Source organism: Streptomyces sp. NBC_00873 (assembly GCF_045207415.1).
Lineage (GTDB): Bacteria > Actinomycetota > Actinomycetes > Streptomycetales > Streptomycetaceae > Streptomyces.
On sequence record NZ_CP108803.1, the window covers coordinates 8,593,458 to 8,611,481 of the forward strand.

General features: G+C 67.0%; 14 protein-coding genes and 5 pseudogenes. 11 read left to right on the forward strand and 8 right to left on the reverse strand.

The genetic code is table 11. The annotated features are described in order from the left end of the window. Window positions 1–32: 32 nt before the first annotated feature. Entirely contained in the window at window positions 33–1,025 is a 993-nt protein-coding gene (gene dhaK / locus OH809_RS39840; protein ID WP_266989266.1) for a dihydroxyacetone kinase subunit DhaK, read from the reverse strand. A 372-nt stretch (window positions 1,026–1,397) separates the two neighbouring features. Here dhaK and OH809_RS39845 point away from each other — a divergent pair, with 372 nt between their 5' ends. Together OH809_RS39845 and OH809_RS39850 are read left to right on the forward strand one after the other, a co-directional pair. Then, entirely contained in the window at window positions 1,398–1,625 is a 228-nt protein-coding gene (locus OH809_RS39845) for a hypothetical protein (RefSeq protein WP_406416196.1), read from the forward strand. Between the two features lie 236 nt (window positions 1,626–1,861). After that, window positions 1,862–2,653 (forward strand): inositol monophosphatase family protein, encoded by a 792-nt coding sequence (locus OH809_RS39850; protein WP_406516164.1) that lies wholly within the window; start codon window positions 1,862–1,864, stop codon window positions 2,651–2,653. Between the two features lie 48 nt (window positions 2,654–2,701). Here OH809_RS39850 and OH809_RS39855 read toward each other — a convergent pair whose 3' ends face one another. Beyond that, complete coding sequence (locus OH809_RS39855; RefSeq protein ID WP_406516165.1) at window positions 2,702–2,947, reverse strand: SUKH-3 domain-containing protein; 246 nt, start codon at window positions 2,945–2,947, stop codon at window positions 2,702–2,704. 434 nt (window positions 2,948–3,381) lie between these two features. On the opposite strand from OH809_RS39855, the gene OH809_RS39860 reads away from it, so the two are divergent. Beyond that, window positions 3,382–3,642: a hypothetical protein gene (locus OH809_RS39860; RefSeq protein ID WP_406416192.1), complete on the forward strand. Its 261-nt coding sequence runs from the start codon at window positions 3,382–3,384 to the stop codon at window positions 3,640–3,642. Window positions 3,643–3,960: 318 nt separating this feature from the next. On the opposite strand, the gene OH809_RS39865 is transcribed toward OH809_RS39860, so the two are convergent. Together OH809_RS39865 and OH809_RS39870 are read right to left on the reverse strand one after the other, a co-directional pair. Continuing rightward, complete coding sequence (locus OH809_RS39865; protein ID WP_406416190.1) at window positions 3,961–4,143, reverse strand: hypothetical protein; 183 nt, start codon at window positions 4,141–4,143, stop codon at window positions 3,961–3,963. A 456-nt stretch (window positions 4,144–4,599) separates the two neighbouring features. Beyond that, the gene (locus OH809_RS39870; protein WP_406416188.1) at window positions 4,600–6,981 is read right to left on the reverse strand and encodes an Ig domain-containing protein; all 2,382 of its coding nucleotides are present in this window, start codon (window positions 6,979–6,981) and stop codon (window positions 4,600–4,602) included. 574 nt (window positions 6,982–7,555) lie between these two features. Between OH809_RS39870 and OH809_RS39875 the strand changes: the two genes are divergently transcribed. The 3 genes and pseudogenes from OH809_RS39875 to OH809_RS39885 all read left to right on the forward strand — a co-directional run. Further along, window positions 7,556–8,344 (forward strand): carbohydrate ABC transporter permease, encoded by a 789-nt coding sequence (locus OH809_RS39875; RefSeq protein WP_406516166.1) that lies wholly within the window; start codon window positions 7,556–7,558, stop codon window positions 8,342–8,344. A gap of 115 nt (window positions 8,345–8,459) precedes the next feature. Continuing rightward, window positions 8,460–8,945 (forward strand): annotated as a pseudogene (locus tag OH809_RS39880) (aldo/keto reductase); the annotation flags it as partial. Between the two features lie 61 nt (window positions 8,946–9,006). Next, window positions 9,007–9,311, forward strand: a pseudogene (locus OH809_RS39885) (amidohydrolase family protein); the annotation flags it as partial. A 16-nt stretch (window positions 9,312–9,327) separates the two neighbouring features. On the opposite strand, the pseudogene OH809_RS39890 reads toward OH809_RS39885, so the two are convergent. The 3 genes and pseudogenes from OH809_RS39890 to OH809_RS39900 all read right to left on the reverse strand — a co-directional run. Next, window positions 9,328–9,993, reverse strand: a pseudogene (locus OH809_RS39890) (ISL3 family transposase); the annotation flags it as partial. Window positions 9,994–10,249: 256 nt separating this feature from the next. Then, entirely contained in the window at window positions 10,250–10,936 is a 687-nt protein-coding gene (locus OH809_RS39895) for an SDR family oxidoreductase (protein ID WP_406516167.1), read from the reverse strand. Window positions 10,937–11,574: 638 nt separating this feature from the next. Further along, window positions 11,575–12,438: an NAD(P)-dependent oxidoreductase gene (locus OH809_RS39900; protein WP_406516168.1), complete on the reverse strand. Its 864-nt coding sequence runs from the start codon at window positions 12,436–12,438 to the stop codon at window positions 11,575–11,577. Between the two features lie 476 nt (window positions 12,439–12,914). Here OH809_RS39900 and OH809_RS39905 point away from each other — a divergent pair, with 476 nt between their 5' ends. Then, a complete protein-coding gene (locus OH809_RS39905; RefSeq protein ID WP_406416182.1) occupies window positions 12,915–14,576 on the forward strand; it encodes an NAD-dependent malic enzyme in 1,662 nt (553 codons plus the stop codon). Next, window positions 14,573–16,036: a class II fumarate hydratase gene (fumC, locus tag OH809_RS39910; protein WP_406416181.1), complete on the forward strand. Its 1,464-nt coding sequence runs from the start codon at window positions 14,573–14,575 to the stop codon at window positions 16,034–16,036. Before OH809_RS39905 ends, fumC begins: the two co-directional genes overlap by 4 nt. A 64-nt stretch (window positions 16,037–16,100) precedes the next feature. Here the strand turns inward: fumC and OH809_RS39915 are convergent. Then, window positions 16,101–16,494, reverse strand: a pseudogene (locus OH809_RS39915) (transposase family protein); the annotation flags it as partial. An 88-nt stretch (window positions 16,495–16,582) separates the two neighbouring features. Here OH809_RS39915 and OH809_RS39920 point away from each other — a divergent pair. From OH809_RS39920 to OH809_RS39930, 3 genes and pseudogenes are all read left to right on the forward strand, one after another. Then, window positions 16,583–16,735: pseudogene (locus OH809_RS39920) on the forward strand (TMEM175 family protein); the annotation flags it as partial. Between the two features lie 151 nt (window positions 16,736–16,886). Next, window positions 16,887–17,159: a hypothetical protein gene (locus tag OH809_RS39925; RefSeq protein ID WP_406416179.1), complete on the forward strand. Its 273-nt coding sequence runs from the start codon at window positions 16,887–16,889 to the stop codon at window positions 17,157–17,159. A 267-nt stretch (window positions 17,160–17,426) separates the two neighbouring features. Further along, window positions 17,427–17,921 (forward strand): Dps family protein, encoded by a 495-nt coding sequence (locus OH809_RS39930; protein ID WP_406416177.1) that lies wholly within the window; start codon window positions 17,427–17,429, stop codon window positions 17,919–17,921. Window positions 17,922–18,024 lie beyond the last annotated feature (103 nt).

Sequence of the window (18,024 nt, forward strand, 5' to 3'; positions counted from 1 at the left end):
CTGGAACAATGTCATGGGAGCACGGCCGCTCCTCAACGGCCCCAGCGAAGCGCGGGCGTCTCGACCGGCGCGTCCCAGAGCCGCAGCAGCTCCTCGTCCACCTGGCAGAGCGTCACCGAACAGCCCGCCATGTCGAGCGAGGTCACGTAGTTCCCCACGAGCGTACGAGCCACGACGACATGCCGCTCGGACAGCACCCGCTGCACCTCGGCATTGAACCCGTACAGCTCCAGCAGCGGCGTCGCCCCCATCCCGTTGACCAGCAGGAGCACCGGATTGTCCGGCCGCAGATCCTCCAGAATCGCGTCCACTGCGAAGTCCGCGATCTCCCCCGACGTCATCATCGGACGCCGCTCCCGCCCCGGCTCGCCGTGGATGCCGATGCCCAGTTCGAGCTCGCCCGGCGGCAGATCGAAAGTGGGAGAGCCCTTGGCCGGGGTGGTGACGGAGCTCAGCGCCACCCCGAAACTCCGCGACGCCTCGTTCACCCGCCGGCCGATGGCCTCCACCCGCTCCAGCGGAGCACCCTCCTCGGCCGCCGCCCCGGCGATCTTCTCGACGAACAGGGTCGCCCCAGTGCCCCGCCGCCCCGCCGTGAACAGGCTGTCCGTCACGGCCACGTCGTCGTTGACGAGCACCTTCGCGATCTGCACGCCCTCGTCCTCGGCGAGTTCGGCGGCCATTTCGAAGTTCAGCACATCGCCGGTGTAGTTCTTGACGACGAACAGCACCCCCGCACCACTGTCGACGGCGGCGGCGGCGCGCACCATCTGGTCCGGAACGGGCGACGTGAACACTTCCCCGGGACAGGCGGCGGACAGCATCCCGGGCCCGACGAACCCGGCATGCAACGGCTCATGCCCGGACCCGCCCCCGGAGACGAGCCCCACCTTTCCGGCGACGGGTGCGTCACGCCGTACGACGACACGGTTGTCCACATCCACAGTCAGCTCGGGATGGGCGGCGGCGATGCCGCGCAGGGCGTCCGCGACGACGGTCTCGGGGACGTTGATCAGCATTCTCATACGTGTCTCCTGGCAACGCTGGCAGATGTGGCTCTGACCGGTGTCTTTCCTGGTCGGAGTGAGTGACGTCAGTTGTAGATCTTGGCGGTTGTTGGCCGTCGGCAGCGGTGGGTGGCGGTACTGATGCTGACCTAATACTGACTTTCATGACGGATTGTCAGGTCGCCGGCCGGGTTCGACCGGTTTGCAGGTGCAGCCACAGCGCCTTCAGCAGTATCGGCGGTTCGGGCCGACGATCACAGACCGCGGCGATCGGTGCGTCCCGTCGGCTATGCCACCGGCGGGATTGATGGCGGCAGGGCGCTGCGCTGGTGATCGGCTCATCCATCTGCGCCCCTGGCGGTGGCGCGATGGGCTGTGACGGTGCACGGCATGAGCGAGGCCACCATCCCGTCGGTGGAGCTGTCGGCAACGGGCAGTTCCTCGGCCCGACCGGCGCGGACCTCTACGGGTACGGAAGCGTCGGCGGCCGCGCTCTCGGCCTGCGCGCGCAGGATCGGCTGCACCGGGCACGACGCGAGTGGTATCGAGCTGTACGTCCACGAGACGCGGACGTTCCCGACGTACACGGACGAGGCCGTCGTCGTACTGGAAGCCTGAGACCTTTCACCGAGCTGCCGACGCATCACTCTCGAGGCCCCATGAACCACTGGCTGATGCCTCCCGCCGTTCCCCGACTCGCGGGCGCGGCGGTCTGCCGCCTTCGCGGAGCTGATCGACCGGTATGCCCGTCACTTCGACGACCGGGGAATCGGCCCGGGCGACATCGTCGCGGTCAGGCCCCCTGGGTACTGACCCCGGCCAGCGCATGACTCCGTCTCGATATTCTGCACAGCGTGATCAACTCATACGCGAGTTTTGACGATGCCGGGGTTGCGATAGCTGGGGCACGTGCCGGCGCGGATGTGGTGCGCACCATGTACGGACAGCGGCTCACCCGCATCGACAAGGGTGCTGGGGACTTCGCCACCGCCGCCGATGTGGAGGCTGAGAAGACGATCCTCGGCGTCATCCGTGCCGCTCGGCCCGATGATGCGGTGCTCGGCGAGGAAGGTGGGCGGCACGGTGCGGCCGACGCCGTGCGCCAGTGGTTGGTGGATCCCTTGTGCGGCACGCTGAACTACGCCGTGGGCAACATGCTGGCCGCCGTCAACGTGGCGCTGCGCAACGGGGCGGCGGCGGTGGCCGACCCGTTCAGCGGCGAGGTCTTCTTCACCGACGGTGAGACCGCCTGGGTGCGGCACGACGGGGCCGATGCGCAGCTGGCGCCCACGCCTGCTACCCGGCTGGTGGACGTCAACCTGGATCCGCCGTTCCCGAGCGCGCCCGGCTTCCGGGCCGTGGACCTGTTGGCCCACCCCGAGTTCGTCGAGCGGTTCCGGCCGCGTGTCGTGTCCACGACGCTGGCGTTGGCCTGGGTCGCGGCCGGCAAGCGGGCCGCGTACGTCACTGATGGCGGTGACCTGTCTGGGAGCGTGCATTTCGCCGCCGGCATCGCTGTGTGCCGGGCCGCCGGCTGTGTAGTCACCGGGATCGACGGCGCCCCGATCGGGCCGGCAGGCCGCGGACTGTTGGTGGCCGCCGACGCGGAGACTCACGGGCTGCTGATGTCGATGATGCGCAGCTAAGGGCTGTCCCGTAAATGATCTCTGGGCCGGTGTGGACGTGGCCGTCACTCAGGCGTCAACGGGGTCTATGTCCAGTGACGAGCCGGGGACGCGGGTCGGGGAGCTCGCGATCCTCAGCCCGCCGAACTCCGCCCAAACCCCCAGCGCCACTTCGTTGAGCTCGAACCCCGCCGCTGTCAGTTCCTGTGTCCAGTCCGCAGTGGCGATCCGGCGACCCGCTGTCCACCCGGCAACGCTGAGCGCGTCCAGCACCGAGGGCTCGCAGCCCCTCAGCGACCCACCGATGCGTTCCATGCGCCCTCCCTGCACGCTCAGCCACGCCTGTTCACCGAAGTCTGCCCCACATCTCTGACCAGCAGCAGGACATGTTGCTGTCCGCACGAGCACGGAGATCACTTACGGGACAACGCTTCGGGCGCGATCAGTTGGCATCGGGCGGTGAGCTCCGATCGAGACGACGCCCTGCTCCGACCGACATCACGAGTTCACGTTCGGAACTGCGCTGACGTCGGAACATCGATGTCGAAGCCAAGGAACGCCTACCGCGCACGAGGTGTTGGGGTCGTTGGTGAGGATGTTCTTGGGTGTCGTCCGTGCTCGGCGGATCGCCTCCGACCTCGTTGTACGCCACCCCTGCGAGCAGATAGGCGGGCAGGTCGTACTTCTTCGCTGCATTCCACCGTCCGAAATCCGCCCATCGACTCAGGCCCGCTGGAAGGATTCCGGCCATGACTGACAGCGCCCCGGGCCAGCAGGCCCGCGAATTGCTCACCAAGGCATCCCAGCACCCGATCGCCAGCCCCCAGCGCGACGCCCTGGTGGCCGAAGCCGCCGTGTGGGCACGGCTGGAGCACGCAGCCAGCATGGACAAGTACACGGCCGCAGCAGTCGATATCGAGTCCGCGCTGGCCTCCCTCGCCGCCCCTGTGCAGAAACTCGGCAGCGAGGTCGGTGACCTGACCGAACGCATCAAGCTCGGCCAGAAGTGAGCGCCCACACCTCCGGCCGCGGGGCAGCCCTCCGCACTCTGCCCAGAAGCAGAAGGCTCTCGTCACGGCGTATCAGGCTTCACGAGGTCGAGCTGGGGAAACTACCGCTCTGAAGCTTCCCCTTGCTCGAGGACACCTGGAGACTGGGACATGAGGTTCCAGAGGAAGTAGCGCGCTCGTTTGCCGCGCGCTCGCGGCTGACCAGCCGGTTCGCCTGCTTCTGGGCGGCGGTGAGCGGATGGCCACGAGTCGCCCGGCGGCGGGTGACGATCACCGGGTCGTCGGGGTCGTCGTCCAGGCCGGCGAAGCCGAGATCGGTCAGCGCCTCCAGGCTGAGATCCGCTCCAACTCCTCGGCCAAGGCCGGATCATCCGCCTGCCCGGACCGCTCGACGTCGATGAACTGCCCGACCACGACTTTCGCGGCCTCCAGCCGGACCGCCTCGGCATCGATCTCGGCGAGCTCCTTGCGCAGCCGCTCGGCGCGATCGGCCAGCACCACCCGCCCCTGTATCACCCACACCTGATCAACAGGTCGCAGATGTCCACATAGCGGCGCGACGCCCACGCGGGGCTACACCCATGTCCGCGAACAGGAGCCCAGGGTGTCGGCAGTCGTGCCCCGAGCGTCTCGCCGGCGCATCAGAACTTCCTTGCCCTGGTTGGCCCCGCGACAGGCAGGCAGCCGCTCCCGAACTCGATGATGGAGCCGGGAGTGGATGTCTCAGGGGGAGCAGTGACGGACGATCCGCCGGCCGCGCGGGTGTTGCCCTGAGCGCGGGCCGCACGGACGGCATCGGCACCGTGGCCACTCCGCCAACCGCCGAAACCGTCCGCACCCACCAATCGAGCACTGCCGAGACATCAACGCAGGCCCACCCGCCCGACGTCACCGTCCCGAGTGAAGATCACCAACAGCATCCGGAACTGCGGGCAGAGGTACTTTCAAGAAGTACCATCAGGGCCTCTTTCCCGGCCTGGTGATCACCTTGTAGCTGATCTCGGCGTCGGCGATGCTCCCACCGTTGCGGGCGGTGATGGTGAACTGGCTGGCGCCCTCGGTGGCGGGAATGCCCGTGATGCCGCCGGTGTCCTTGTTGAGGGTCAGTCCCGGCGGAAGGCTGCCGGACGTGACTTCGTATTGGGTGGTCTGTGGAGTACTCGAGGTCACCTTGAACTCGTACAACACACCGACCTGAGCATCAGACGGTTCCGGCGTGGTGAAGCCCGGCGTGGGAGCCTTGACCTGCTGCGGCTCGCCGATTGGCTGACCGGACGAGTCCACCTGCCGCAGCGTCCACTCCTGATTCGGCGTGACGGTACTCAAATGCCAGAACTTGCTCGGGTCGCCCAACTGCTTCTTCTGATCGGGTGCGAACGCACCCATGGCGCGTGCGGACTCCCACGTCGTGATCGCTTGCAGCAACGCGGCGGAGTTCGATCCGGATGCGAGGCTGTTCACGCTGGTCTCGAAGTTGATGCCGGCGTTGAGGGAGGCCGCGCGCGCCATGGTGGATTCGATCTTCTGAAGGCTGTCGTTGCCGGACAACCCCTGCTGGCCCATCATGCCGGGCAGATAGTTGGCGCGGTAGAACGTGTTGCTCCGAAGGAGCTGCGCGTAGTCCGTCCTGCCGATCTCGCCCCAACTGGCTCGGGACTGGGCGTCCCAGGTGTTGGACGCGAGGTTGCTGCACTCGGTGACGAACTCCTTGGAGTCGAGCTGCCGGTAGACGCCGTTGACCAGGTGCGCGAAACCATAGCCGCCCCAGCCGTTGTAGCCCGCCGACTCCAACCCGTCGTAGGACGTGGCCCGGATACTGGTGTCGTTGTACGCGGTGGCCAGCCGGGTCGCGATCTCGTCGATGATCGGCAGACTGCCCAGCGCGCCGCCGTAGCCGTTCTGGATGAGCCGGGCGGAGCTGGTGCCGGCCGGGTAGGACTGCGCGGCTGATCCCCACTGCGCCCGCTTCAGGCCGCTGACCTGCCATTCGCTGTCGCTCACCTTCGTGACGGTGCCGTAGGTGATGAACTCGTCGCCGATACGCAGCCGCTGTCCGTCAACGCCGGGCTCCAGCGGGGCCTCGGCGTCCAGGTACAGCGTGGTGTCCGACTGGCCGAGCGGGCGGGTCAGCTTGGCTTTCCCTCCCAGGGCCAGCCGCGGATCAGCCGGCGCCTTCACATACGGGTCGTGGGCGTCGATGAAGCTGGAGAGGGTGTGTACACCGACCTCGATTCCCTCCTTCCTCGCCGTAGCCACCAACTGGGCCGCCGCCGCGTCGGATCCGCCGAACACGTCTCTGAACTGGTAGTGCCCGTGCGATACCCATGGTCCGTCGCCGGCGATCGCATAGATGTTCCTGATCCCGGCCTGCTTGGCGTACTGGCTGGCGGCGGTGACGTTGCTCGTGTTGAGGTCGTAGATCCAGAAGTGGGATTGCGAAGTGCGCTGGGCCGCCTTCTGCCACTGGCCGTCGAGGGTCGGGTATGCCTGACCGTGCTGCTTGGCGATCTGACTGAGCACGGTAAGTGCGAGATCCGGAGCACTGCCGAAGAGCGCGATCTTCGACCCGACGATCCGGCCCTCCGGCGCCGGCAGTGGCCCGAGCGGGATCTTGTACCCGTTGGTGCGTTGCCGGACCCGCTCCCGGCTGTAGTCGTAGGTGGTGGCGCGCAGGATGCTGCCCCATGTCGTCTTCGCCGCAACGTTGCTCGCCAGCCACTCATCCTTCTCGCCGGTCTGCAGGCCATAGGGATTCCAGATGAGATCCGGGCCGAACCCGTAGGCCAAGTGCTCGTTCGGCCACCCACCCACGGTCTTGTCGTTGAGCGGACGAACCCCCAAGACGAAATCGCCGTTACCGACCACACCGGCTGTCTCACCGATCGTCTGGGTGATCTTCGTCGGCAGCGGGCCCCATAGCAACGTCTGCACATCCACGCCCGGAGCGGCCGTCAGACCGACGACCTCAAGTGTGGAGTGAGTCGGGAGCGTGACGACCTTCACTTCGATCGTCACCTTGTCGCTGCCGAATTCCAGGACCCGCCGGTCGCTCGACGAGACCCTCACCTCGGCAGGAACCTCATGCGTGCCATCGGCCACCACACTGACCAGCGGCACCGATGTGCCCGTCGCGAGATAGTCGGTGCCATTCCGCAGATCCACCAGGCTGCTCACCTGACCAGAGCCGCTCACACCCACCGACAGGAAGCCCGCGATGATCCGCCGTGGCTGGGACGCCCCGTCGTTGGTCGCTTGCACCGCCTGAGCGGGGGTGGCGGTAAGCCCCATCGCCGTGATCGAACTCAGGCCGCTGGCGACCAGAAAGCGACGTCTGTCCATAGCTCCTCCTCAGTGAGGCGAATCTCAACGAAGCATGTGATTGCTGATCGTCTGCCCTGGAGCCGCGAGGGCGGGATCTCGCGCCGGGTCCCGTCGCCGTCCGCTCCGCTCGAGACCGAGGGGAAGTAGGTGACGAGCGATGTCACCCAAATAGTTCATACTCTTCCATGGGATGGGGAACAAGGGTGACGGTGGGCCGGCACTCCCGCAGCCCCGCCAGGACGGAAATCCCTTGCCTCTCCCGGGTAGACGCTCAGCGCAGATGCGATCTAGCGTGCAGCTGGCAGCTCAGCGAGTCAAGACTTAGTTAGGATCTATTTATGTACGAGGATGCCCCAGGCCGGCCATGCCGATCGCAGAAGCGATCGGGGCCGGTGAGCAGCAGCAGGCCGCCCCCTCATGGTCAGACACATCGACATGACGGACGTGCAAGTTCAGTGGGAGATCCGGAACCGCATCTTCCCCCGGCGGCTCGGATACGACATGATCCCGAGTGTCGCCGGACAGAGTTTCCCCGAGGTGAAGCGTCGGCGAGGCCGAAGGCCATGGACCGACCCGTCGTCCGCTTGCCGCGTTGCTCGCAGGCTTCCTTTTCTTCCTGCCGATCTACCTCGTGCTGGTCAACGTGTTCAAGGACGGTTCAGCGATCGTGTCGAACCCGGTGGGGCTCCCGATCCCACCCACCTTGGACAACATTCAAAGCGTGCTCTCCAGACCAGACCATCTCTTCTGGTACGGGCTGATCAACAGCACGGAGGTCACCGTGATCTCCATCCTCATCATTACCGCGATCTCGGCCATGCTCGGCCACTACCTCGCGCGGTCGACCGGCATCCTGGCCAAGGTCGCCATGGTCGCGCTGTTGTGTGGCCTCATGGTGCCGCCGGCGGTCATCCTCACCCCGATCACCGAAGTACTCCGGGCTCTTGGTCTCATGAGCACTGTGCCGGGTCTGATTCTGGCGTACGTCGGCTATTACATGCCGTTCGGAGTCCTCGTCTTCGCCGGATTCGTCAAGACGATCCCACGTGAACTCGAAGAGGCAGCGGCGCTCGACGGCGCCGGTGCATTCCGTGTCTTCTGGCAAGTGGTGTTTCCCCTGATGCGACCGGCATCGGCCAGCGTGCTGATCTTCCTCGGCGTGTGGATCTGGAATGACTTTCTCAACCCGCTGATCATCTTGGGGCCGGCCACCGGCACCACGGTAACTGTCGGAATCTATCGCGCCATCGGCGAACACCAAGCGGACTTCGGCTCGGTCTTCGCCCTCATGTTCCTGGCAACGCTGCCCATCCTCGTCTTCTACCTGGCCTTCCAGAAGCAATTCGTCAAAGGCCTCACTGGTGGAGCGACGAAGGGCTGAGCAGGTGGCTGCGGGGCGGGGACCATTGAAACCCCCGCCCCGCTGTGCCGCGTCCCCATCGAGCAAGTCCCCCCGCACTGGGCGATGGTCAAACTGTCACCGGCAAGGCGAAGCTGACCAGACTGCGATGCCGGCACGGTTCATCCGTGACACCGACGTCGATGTGGTCCTGCTGGCCGGCCGCTACTCCCTGCTCGACCAGAGTGGGCTGGCCTCGCTCCTGCCACAGGCCGCGCAGCGCCGGGTGTCCGTGTTGGTCGGCGGAGTGTTCAACTCGGGCCTCCTGGCCGATCCCAAGCCGGGCGCGACCTTTGACTACGCCCCGGCCTCAGCACGAATGCTGGACCGAGCCCTGGCCCTGGGAACCCTGTGCGAGAGCTTCGAGGTCCCGCTGCGGGCAGCCGTACTGCAGTTCCCGCTCGGCCATCCGGCGGTCGCCGGTGTCCTGCTCGGGGCGCGCAGCGCCGCCGAGGTGGCGGACGCCGCTGCAATGATCAGCCATCCCATCCCCCCGGACATGTGGCTCGCACTGCGTTCCCCGGGCCTGCTGCCCTATGACGTGCCGGTGCCCGCCCGACGTCATGACGAAAGACGCCCCTGATGTGGATTGCACTGTCCTCACCTGCGGCACGGACCCGCATACCTGGAGAGGGAAGGCGTCCATGACCACCATCGACGCCCACCAGCACGTCTGGGACCTGTCGGTCCGCGATCAGGACTGGCTCACTGGCCCCGAACTCGCGCCGCTACGCCGCGACTTCACTCTCGATGACCTGCATCCCCAGCCGCGGCCGCCGGAGTCGACGCCACCGTGCTCGTGCAGACAATCTGCGTACCCGAGGAGACGCCCGAGTACCTGGCCCTGGCCGCCGGCGACCCGCTGGTGGCCGGCGTCGTCGGCTGGACGGACCTGACCTCTCCCGCAGTCACCGACGTCCTGGCCGAACTGCGCGCGCTGCCCGGCGGCGCCTCATGGCGCACTGCCATCGGTCGCTGACCTGCACCGCGTCGGGCAGGGTGCGGCGGACTGCCTCGGCGTAGGTGGCCGAGTCGTCCCGGCACACGACCTCGACACCAGGATGTTCGCGCAGCCAGGACTCGAGGGTGGCCATCTCGCGGTCGGGCAGGACTTCGACGCGTCTGCTGGTTTCGGCATCCGTGATGATCGTGGCGTAGCGGTGGCGGCGGCGCAGGGCGAAATCGTCCACGCCGATCACCCGCGGGACCGCCTGCTGCGGCAGCGGCAGGCGCCGCAGATGGCGCAGCGCGGTGCTGCGGGAAACGGGCACGGCCATTAGACCGGCGAGGCGTGCGGCCGCCCGGCCGCATAACTCGCGCGCCACCTGGGATATCTGCCAGGCAAGCCGCACCGTGCGGCGCTGATGGCGCTCCAGCAGTCCGGAAATCTGCTCGCGGAAGGTCTGTCTCCGGCAGCCCAGGGCTGGACAGACCAGCCGCCGTACCCGCAGGTGGACGACGACCGGGCGGCCGTCGACCGGCACGTCCGTCACCGTCCGGCGGTGATACCCGTGCACCTTCGCCGTCGGCGTCCGGCACGCCGGACACGGCACCGCCACATCCCGCGTGCGGGCCGTGACCACCACTGCGTCACCACCGTCCACCACGTCCTCGACGACGAGCACCGACATCCCGGAAACACCGTCCCGACAAGGGAGTTGACATCCATCACAAGATCATGATCGCGGATGGCTACTCGGCGTCACCACCGGATGTGAGACAGAGCCGGTCACCGTACAGACCCCATGATGGCCGTCCTCGACATCGTCCGCAAAGGTCAGGATTCGCAAAACTGACAGCCGACGACAGGGCGAGGTGCGGCCCCGGGCCGTTGTTTGGAGCCCACCTCCAGTGATCGCACTCAAACCGTCGGACAGGACAGTCGTGTCAGGTGACGCGCAGTCCGCCGTCGACGAACAGGTCGAGGGCGTTGACGCCGGTGTTGCGAAGGACGAAGTCGGTGGCATCGACGACCTCCGCCGTGGTCACGAGGCGTCCGATAGGGGTCCGCGCCAGGTGGGGGTGCTCGGGCGCGTCGCGCCACTTGGCGCTGTCTCCCACCACGCCCGGATGGATCGCATTGATGCGGTGGGGTGCGATTTCCACGGCCAGGGTTTTCACCAGGCCGGTGATGCCGCCGTTGAAGGCGGTCACCATGGTGGAACCGGGGTAGGGGCGTTCCTTGGCCAGGCCACCGAAGAGCACGACCGAAGCACCGGGGTTGAACCGGTCACGCAGGGCTCGCACGGTCTCGGTGTAGCCCACCAGTTTGGTGGTCACGGACTCGATGGCTGCGGCGATATCGAAGTCAGCGAGGGAGTTGACGCCCTGTTTGATGGCGGTGATCACCAGGTTGTCGACCTCGCGCACATCGTCGAGCGCGGCGGCGATCGTCTCCGGCTGCGACAGGTCAACGGTCAGGCCTCTGGTCAGGCCGCCGATTTCGCCGGCCACGGTGTCGGCGTGCGCCGCGGCGCGGCTGGTGATGAGGACGGTGTCGCCGCGGTCGGCAAATCGCTGGGCTACGGCGCGGCCCAGTCCGCTGCTTCCTCCGACGATGATCGAGGTGGTCACGATCCAGTGGTCCGTTCAGGTCGACGGGTGGCTGGCGAGGAATTCCGTACAAGCAAGATTCAGCGGTGGCGCAGCTGGTCCGGTCCACTCCGGTGGCACACAGACTCAGAACCCCAGCCGCATCGCCCACCGATTTGTAGCCGGTGGAGCCATTCTGCCGCGTTGCGGCGGGTGAGCGGATCATGCTCGCCGTAGACGTCAGCAAATGCCTGCAGTTGGCCCGACAGCGAGGCTCTGGACAGCCGGTATGACGATCCGTTGGCCGGCCTGCGGAGTGACTGGATCGTGGTGCGCAGACAGCACCCTGACGGAGACCTTCGACCGAAGAATGCCCGACACGGGCCTGGCCCGCGTTCCCGCGCTACGGCGCTCGGGCTGGCCGTGGCCAAGTTCATCGAATACGGCCATACCCGGTCACTGGCCGCAGGAGCTCTGTCGATGGCGGTCGGAGAGGCCGGGCCGGCCTACGCCCAGTGCGCTGCCGGAACGCCGCAGCCGACAGGAACGGCTGCGCGCCGTCGGCCGGACCGGAGGACCACTGGCAGCAGGCGTCATACTGACCGTCGCACCAACTACCGCCCTGCTGTCGCTCGGGGGGACCCCAGGCGGCCCGGACCGGAACGACGCCCCCATACAGGCTACGACGGCGGCCTCCTCAGATAGTCGACGGCAGCGAGGTCGTCGTGGTCGTGGCCGGCCGCGACGGTCGCTTGCAGGCGGTCCCGGACGGCCTGGAGCAGAGGGGTGGGGGTGGCGGCTGCCGCGGCCAGTTCGATGTCCTTCAGGGCGAGTTGCACCGCAAATCCCGGCGCGTACGAGGCGTCGTCCATGACGCCTACTTTCTGCAACTCGTACGGCATGGCGAGAGGGCCCGCCTCAAGCACCCGGACAAACGTCGCGTGGTCGACGCCGAGAGCGTCGCACAGCGCAAGGACGTCGCTCATGGCGACCGTCGAGGCAGCCATCCAAGCGTTGACCACGAGCTTGACGGCGCTGCCCTCGACCCCCGTCCCGACGTGGAGCACGGACGAGCCGAGATCGTCGAGCAGCGGACGCGCCCGCGAAAGGACGTCCTCGGCGCCGGCAACCAGCCAGACAAGCTTGCCCTGCCGAGCGGGAGCGGTGCTTCCCGAGACCGGCGCGTCGAGGTACGCAACACCGTGATCACGAGCCAGACCGGCCAGCGCGCCGGCGTACCGTGGCCCTACCGTGCTCGCCTGCACCCAGACGGCATCGTTGTCGAGCCGACCGATGGCATCTGACATGACCTGCGCGACCGCATCGCCGTCACGGAGCACAGTGACGACGACGGACGCGCCGGAGACCGCATCTCCCACCGCCCTCACTGCCGTGACCCCGGCAGCGTGCTCAGCCACCGCACGGGCCCTCTCCTCCGTACGGTTCCACAGTCGTACCTCGTGGCCGGTATCTCCGAGACGCATCGCCATCGCGGCGCCGAGTGCGCCTGCTCCGAGAACAGCGACGGTGGAAGCGTGAGACATGAAAAACACCTCTTCTCTGTTTCCCCCATGCCCATGTTCCGCCGGCAACCCGAGCCATTCCTGGCAAGGAGCCCTCCGGCGGTGGGCAGCGCAGCGCGTCCATCGCCTGCGCCAGCCGGACATTCCGGTCCCAGGCGCTGGCGCTGCGCCCGTCGACGCTGGTGGTTGGTCATCTGCGATCGATCCCGCGGCGTCGCATACTCGTCGGCGTACGAGCGGACGTGGCACTCGGGTGACAGGTGCGGCCCGAGCGCGGCTGAGACCGACACGTTCCCTGGTCCCGTTCCTTCCCGTTGCCCTCTCCCGTGCGGCGACTCAGCCACTCCGGACCGCGTTCCGCGTTCGCGGTCTGCTCGCCCATCGCGTGGGAACGGGGCGGAGGAATGCCGCTCCTCCAGTGGCGACGCCCAGCGAGCGGGTCAAGCATGGGAACAAGGGGCTGGACCGGCGGAGTCATACCCACTTGAGGGGTTCTCATGCCCATACATGTACGTTCTGTCCTGTTGGATCCTCTGGCCGATCATGGCACCGCTTTCACGGCCGAGGAGCGTGAGTGCCTCGGCCTGGTGGGTCGGCTGCCCGATGCCGTGCTCACCCTTGACCAGCAGGCGATTCGTGCGTACGAACAGTTGCAGCAAGAGCCGACCGATCTGGCGAAGTTCATCAACCTTGAGCAAGTGCACGACCGCAATGAGGTGCTGTACTACCGGCTGCTGCAAGATCACCTTGCCGAGTTGCTGCCGGTCGTCTATGACCCGACCGTGGGTGAGGCGATCGAGCAGTACAGCCACGAGTACCGGCGCCCGCGCGGGGTTTTCTTGTCCATCGACCGGCCGCAGGATGTGCGCCGCTCGTTCGAGGCACTTCAGCTCCACCGGGATGAGGTCGACCTGGTGGTGGTCAGCGATGCCGAGGAGATCCTGGGGATCGGTGACTGGGGTGTGCAGGGTATCCAGATCTCGGTGGGCAAGCTCGCCGTCTACACCGCTGCGGCAGGGCTGCATCCCGCCCGCTGCCTGCCGGTGGTCATGGACGTCGGAACCGACAACGAGAACCTGCTCAACGATCCCCTCTACTTGGGCGTGCGCCACAGCCGGGTCCGCGGGCAGCAGTACGACGCATTCATCGAGACTTACCTGGAGACGGTGTCGGAGCTGTATCCCAATGCGCTGCTGCACTTCGAGGACTTCGGGCCGGGCAATGCCCGCCGCATCCTCGAGACCTACGGGGATCGCTACCGCATGTTCAACGACGACATGCAGGGCACCGGCGCCATCACCCTGGCCGCCGCGGTGTCGGCCTTGAAGATCACCGGCCAGTCCTTCCGCGACCAGCGTCTCGTGGTCTTCGGCGCCGGAACCGCCGGGGTGGGCATTGCCGACCAGCTGCGTGACGCGATGGTCCGCGACGGACTGGACCCCAAGGAGGCCACCCGTCGGGTGTGGCTGGTCGACAAGCAGGGGCTGCTCGTCGAGGGTATGCCGGACCTACGCGACTACCAGGCCCCCTACGCCCGGCCCGCCGCGGAGGTGCAGGGCTGGGCGGACGGAAGGATCGACCTCCTGGCCACCGTCCGGCACGTCCATCCCACCATGCTGATAGGCACCTCCACCTCGCCGGGCGCCTTCGACCAGCAGGTCGTCAGCGCAATGGCCGAGCACGTTGACCGGCCGATCATCTTCCCGCTGTCCAACCCCACCGAGAAGATCGAGGCCATGCCGGCCGACCTCCTGGCCTGGACCGACGGCAAGGTGCTCACGGCGACGGGCATCCCGGTCGACCCGGTCGAATACGGCGGAGTCCGCCACGTCATCGGGCAGGCCAACAACGCACTGCTCTACCCCGGTCTGGGCCTGGGCACCGTCGTCGCCGGCGCTGAACGGCTCACCGCCGGGATGCTGCTCGCCGCCGCGGAGGCGGTCGCCGGGCAGGTCGATGCCAGGGCCCCCGGCGCGCCACTGCTGCCCCCGGTGGCGAATCTGCGCGCTTCCTCGGCGACGGTAGCGGTGGCGGTAGTACGCGCTGCTGTCGAGGACAAGGTCGCCACCCGCCAGCCGGCCGATCTGGTCCAGGCCGTGCAGGACGCCATGCGGCAGCCGGTCTATGGACCGCTCTCCGAGAAAGAGGCGTCGCCATGACCTCCGGGCACCAGCACGCCGCCACCGAGCAGCCACCGAAGGTGCGAGACGTCCCGATCGGCATCGACGCCACTGGCACCCGCCGCGAAACAGACTCGATGGGCGCCATCGAAGTGCCCGCCGACCGGTACTGGGGTGCCCAGACGCAGCGGTCCCTGATCCACTTCTCCATCGGCGACGACCGCATGCCGAAAGCCGTCTACCACGCGTACGGCTACGTCAAGAAGGCCGCCGCGCTGGTCAACGGGCGCGAGGGCCGCCTGCCCGGGTGGAAGGCCGATCTGATCGCCCGCGTTGCCGACGAGGTGATCTCCGGCGCGCTGGACGATCACTTCCCGCTGTACGTGTGGCAGACCGGGTCCGGCACGCAGAGCAACATGAACGTCAACGAAGTCATTGGCAACCGGGCAGTCCAGCTGGTCGATGGCACGCTGGGATCCAAGACACCGGTCCATCCCAACGATCACGTCAACATGGGCCAGTCCTCCAACGACACCTTCCCCACCGCAATGCACATCGCCGCCGTCCGCCAGATCTACGAGCACATGCTCCCGAAGGTGAGGGAACTTCAGCACGCTCTGGACGCCAAGTCCCAAGCGTGGTGGGACATCGTCAAGATCGGGCGCACTCACTTGGAGGACGCCGTCCCGCTGTCCGTAGGCCAGGAGTGGTCTGGCTACGCTGCCCAGATCTCCGACGCCAACGACCGCATCGAGGCCACCCTGCCGGCCCTGTACGAACTGGCCGTAGGAGGGACCGCGGTCGGCACCGGTCTCAACGCCCCCGAGGGCTTCGGTGCCCAGGTGGCGCAGGAGATCGCACAGCTGACCGACCAACCGTTCCACACGACCTCCAACTCCTTCGCCGCCCAAGGCAGCCTGGATGCCATGGTGGCGGCCTCGGCCGGACTGAGGGCTCTCGCCGTGCCGCTGATGAAGATCGCCAACGACATCCGCTGGCTGGCCTCCGGCCCCCGCTGCGGCATCAGCGAACTCGCCCTGCCCGCCAACGAACCAGGCAGCTCCATCATGCCCGGCAAGGTCAACCCGACCCAGTGCGAAGCGATGGTCATGGTCTGCATCCAAGTCCTGGCCGAGGACACCGCCATTGCGTTCGCCGGCACCCAGGGCAACTTCGAACTCAACGCCATGCGGCCCGTCATCATCAACAACTTCCTCCACTCCGCCCGCATTCTCGGAGACGCCAGCGAGAAGCTGCGCACCTACTGCATCGAAGGCGCCGAACTGCAGCGCCAGCAGATCGACGACTACCTCTCCCGCTCCTTGATGCTCGTCACCGCGCTCTCGCCGGAGATCGGCTACGACAAAGCCAGCCAGATCGCACACAAGGCGGACCACGAAGGGACCACCCTGCGCGAAGCCGCCCTCGCCACCGGCTACATCGCAGCACAGGACTTCGACCGCATCGTCGACCCCAAGAAAATGGTCCACCTAAACTAAAGCGTGTTGCAGAAGGCTGTGATCTGGCAGGGCAGTGCCCGGTTTCGACGGTTCTGATCATGCCCAGGGCAAGGTTGTGCATGTGTGCGACGGCCCGGACTGCATGGTGGACGCCGTCGCCATGCTGCCGGCAGTCGCGGACTTGTAATTCTTCATGCGGGAGAAGGCATGTTCCACGCGGGCTCGGACTTTGCGATGCTCGAAATTGTCCGCTTCCTCACCCGGGAGGAGTGGCCGCCTGGGCGTTTGCGATGCGGTACCACCAGGCCGGTGTTGATGTAGGCGCCGTCACCGAGCACGGTGACGCCCTGGCCCTGGGCCGGCAGGCTGGAGTTCCGCCAGACGTGAGCGTCGGCCTTGTTGCCCGGGGCCGGCCGGGCGGTAGCCACGACCAGCTTCGTATCGGCATCGAGGATGACCTGCACGTTTGCCGAGAAGCGATAGTTGCGGCTGGAGGCGCAACTCGGTGAGGAAGTTCCGCATTCGGACACAGGGCGCGCCGAGGCCTTCAGTGACGGCGTCCTGGCGATCGTCATCACGCTTCTGGTGCTCCATCTGAAGCCTCCCTCAATCGCTTCGGGTGGCCTGCTGGCCCAGCTGCTCAACCAGTGGCCGACCTATCTGGCCTATGTCGCCTCGTACCTCTACATCGCTGTCGTATGGCTCAACCACAAGGCGGCATTCCAGCGCATCAAGGTCATGACCCGTGGCCTGCACTGGGCCAACCTCGGTGTGCTGTTTTCCACTGCGCTGCTGCCCTGGCCCACCGCGCTCGTCTCTGAAGCCATCGCGGAGGGCAACCCCCCCGGACGACCGTGTAGCCGTCGGGCTCTATGCGCTCATCGGCGCGATGCTGTGGGTGAGCTGGATGGTCTTCTTCCATGTGCTCTTCCGCCACCCCGAGCTCCTCGAGGACAGCGTGGAGGAGACCTTCTTCCTCGGCGAACGCCTTCGAGCCTTCGCCGGGGCCCTGCTTTACGCGGCCGCCGGCCTTGTCGGCGTGCTGACCATCCCTGCCCTCGCGCTCGCGATCTTCGTGCTTCTACCGCTCTTCTACGGCATCACGAGCCATGGCTACGCCCAGCTGCAAGTCTTCGGGCGCCGTCTGCCGCCCAAGCAATGAAGTTCCGTCAGCGCTTGCCCCGGTGTCTCGGACGGCACCACGCCGCACGGTCCCGATGGGTGCGTCCGAGCGGGCGACCGTTCCGCGGTCCAGAGAGCTCGGGTGAGTGCGCGCCAACTGGCGGGGCAGCGCCGGACAGACGCATTCGGCCATGCGGACCGACAAACGCCCGGCGGCGACAGAGAGAGACCTTCGTAGGCTTGATGGGGTCGGCCAACAGGCTTCCTGTTCCGCCCGCTCTCTTGTGCTCTCAAAGGAAAAGACGCCATGACCGCTTCCTCTGCACGACGTTCGGAGTCCGATGTCGCCGGGTTCACGGCCTCGCCGCAGCTTGCCCAAGCCTTGCAACAGATCGTGGTGGACCTCGTCGAACTGCACCTCCAGGGGAAACAGGCCCACTGGAACGTGGTCGGCCACAACTTCCGGGACCTGCACCTGCAACTGGACGAGATCGTCGACGACGCCCGGGAGGCGGCCGACACCATCGCCGAACGCATGCGCGCTCTCACGACCTGCCCGGACGGCCGCTCCAACACCGTGGCAGCAACCACCACTCTCCCCCCGTTCCCGGAGGGCGAGCTGAGTGTGAGCGCCGTTGTCGACCTTGTCGCCGTGGGGCTGCGCGCCACCGTCGATACCCTGCGCACCCTCCATGACCAGGTCGACAGCGAGGATCCCTCCACGGCCGACCTGCTGCACGCGATCATCGACTCCCTGGAGAAGCACGCCTGGATGGTCAGCGCGGAAAACCGATCCGTCTGATGCCCTTCCCCCCGGTTTGCCCTCGGTGACGAGTCGGGGAACGCCTTCAGGCCCGGGTGTCACCGGCCGCAGCACCCTGCGCCGAGGACGCGCGGTTCCGCCC

Coding starts and splice junctions, on each gene's coding strand:
- OH809_RS39860 (WP_406416192.1), top strand. CDS start 3,382: ATGACTGACAGCGCCCCGGGCCAGCAGGCCCGCGAATTGCTCACCAAG.
- OH809_RS39905 (WP_406416182.1), top strand. CDS start 12,915: ATGCCCATACATGTACGTTCTGTCCTGTTGGATCCTCTGGCCGATCAT.
- fumC (WP_406416181.1), top strand. CDS start 14,573: ATGACCTCCGGGCACCAGCACGCCGCCACCGAGCAGCCACCGAAGGTG.
- OH809_RS39845 (WP_406416196.1), top strand. CDS start 1,398: ATGAGCGAGGCCACCATCCCGTCGGTGGAGCTGTCGGCAACGGGCAGT.
- OH809_RS39855 (WP_406516165.1), bottom strand. CDS start 2,947: ATGGAACGCATCGGTGGGTCGCTGAGGGGCTGCGAGCCCTCGGTGCTG.
- OH809_RS39930 (WP_406416177.1), top strand. CDS start 17,427: ATGACCGCTTCCTCTGCACGACGTTCGGAGTCCGATGTCGCCGGGTTC.
- dhaK (WP_266989266.1), bottom strand. CDS start 1,025: ATGAGAATGCTGATCAACGTCCCCGAGACCGTCGTCGCGGACGCCCTG.
- OH809_RS39870 (WP_406416188.1), bottom strand. CDS start 6,981: ATGGACAGACGTCGCTTTCTGGTCGCCAGCGGCCTGAGTTCGATCACG.
- OH809_RS39900 (WP_406516168.1), bottom strand. CDS start 12,438: ATGTCTCACGCTTCCACCGTCGCTGTTCTCGGAGCAGGCGCACTCGGC.
- OH809_RS39925 (WP_406416179.1), top strand. CDS start 16,887: ATGCTGTGGGTGAGCTGGATGGTCTTCTTCCATGTGCTCTTCCGCCAC.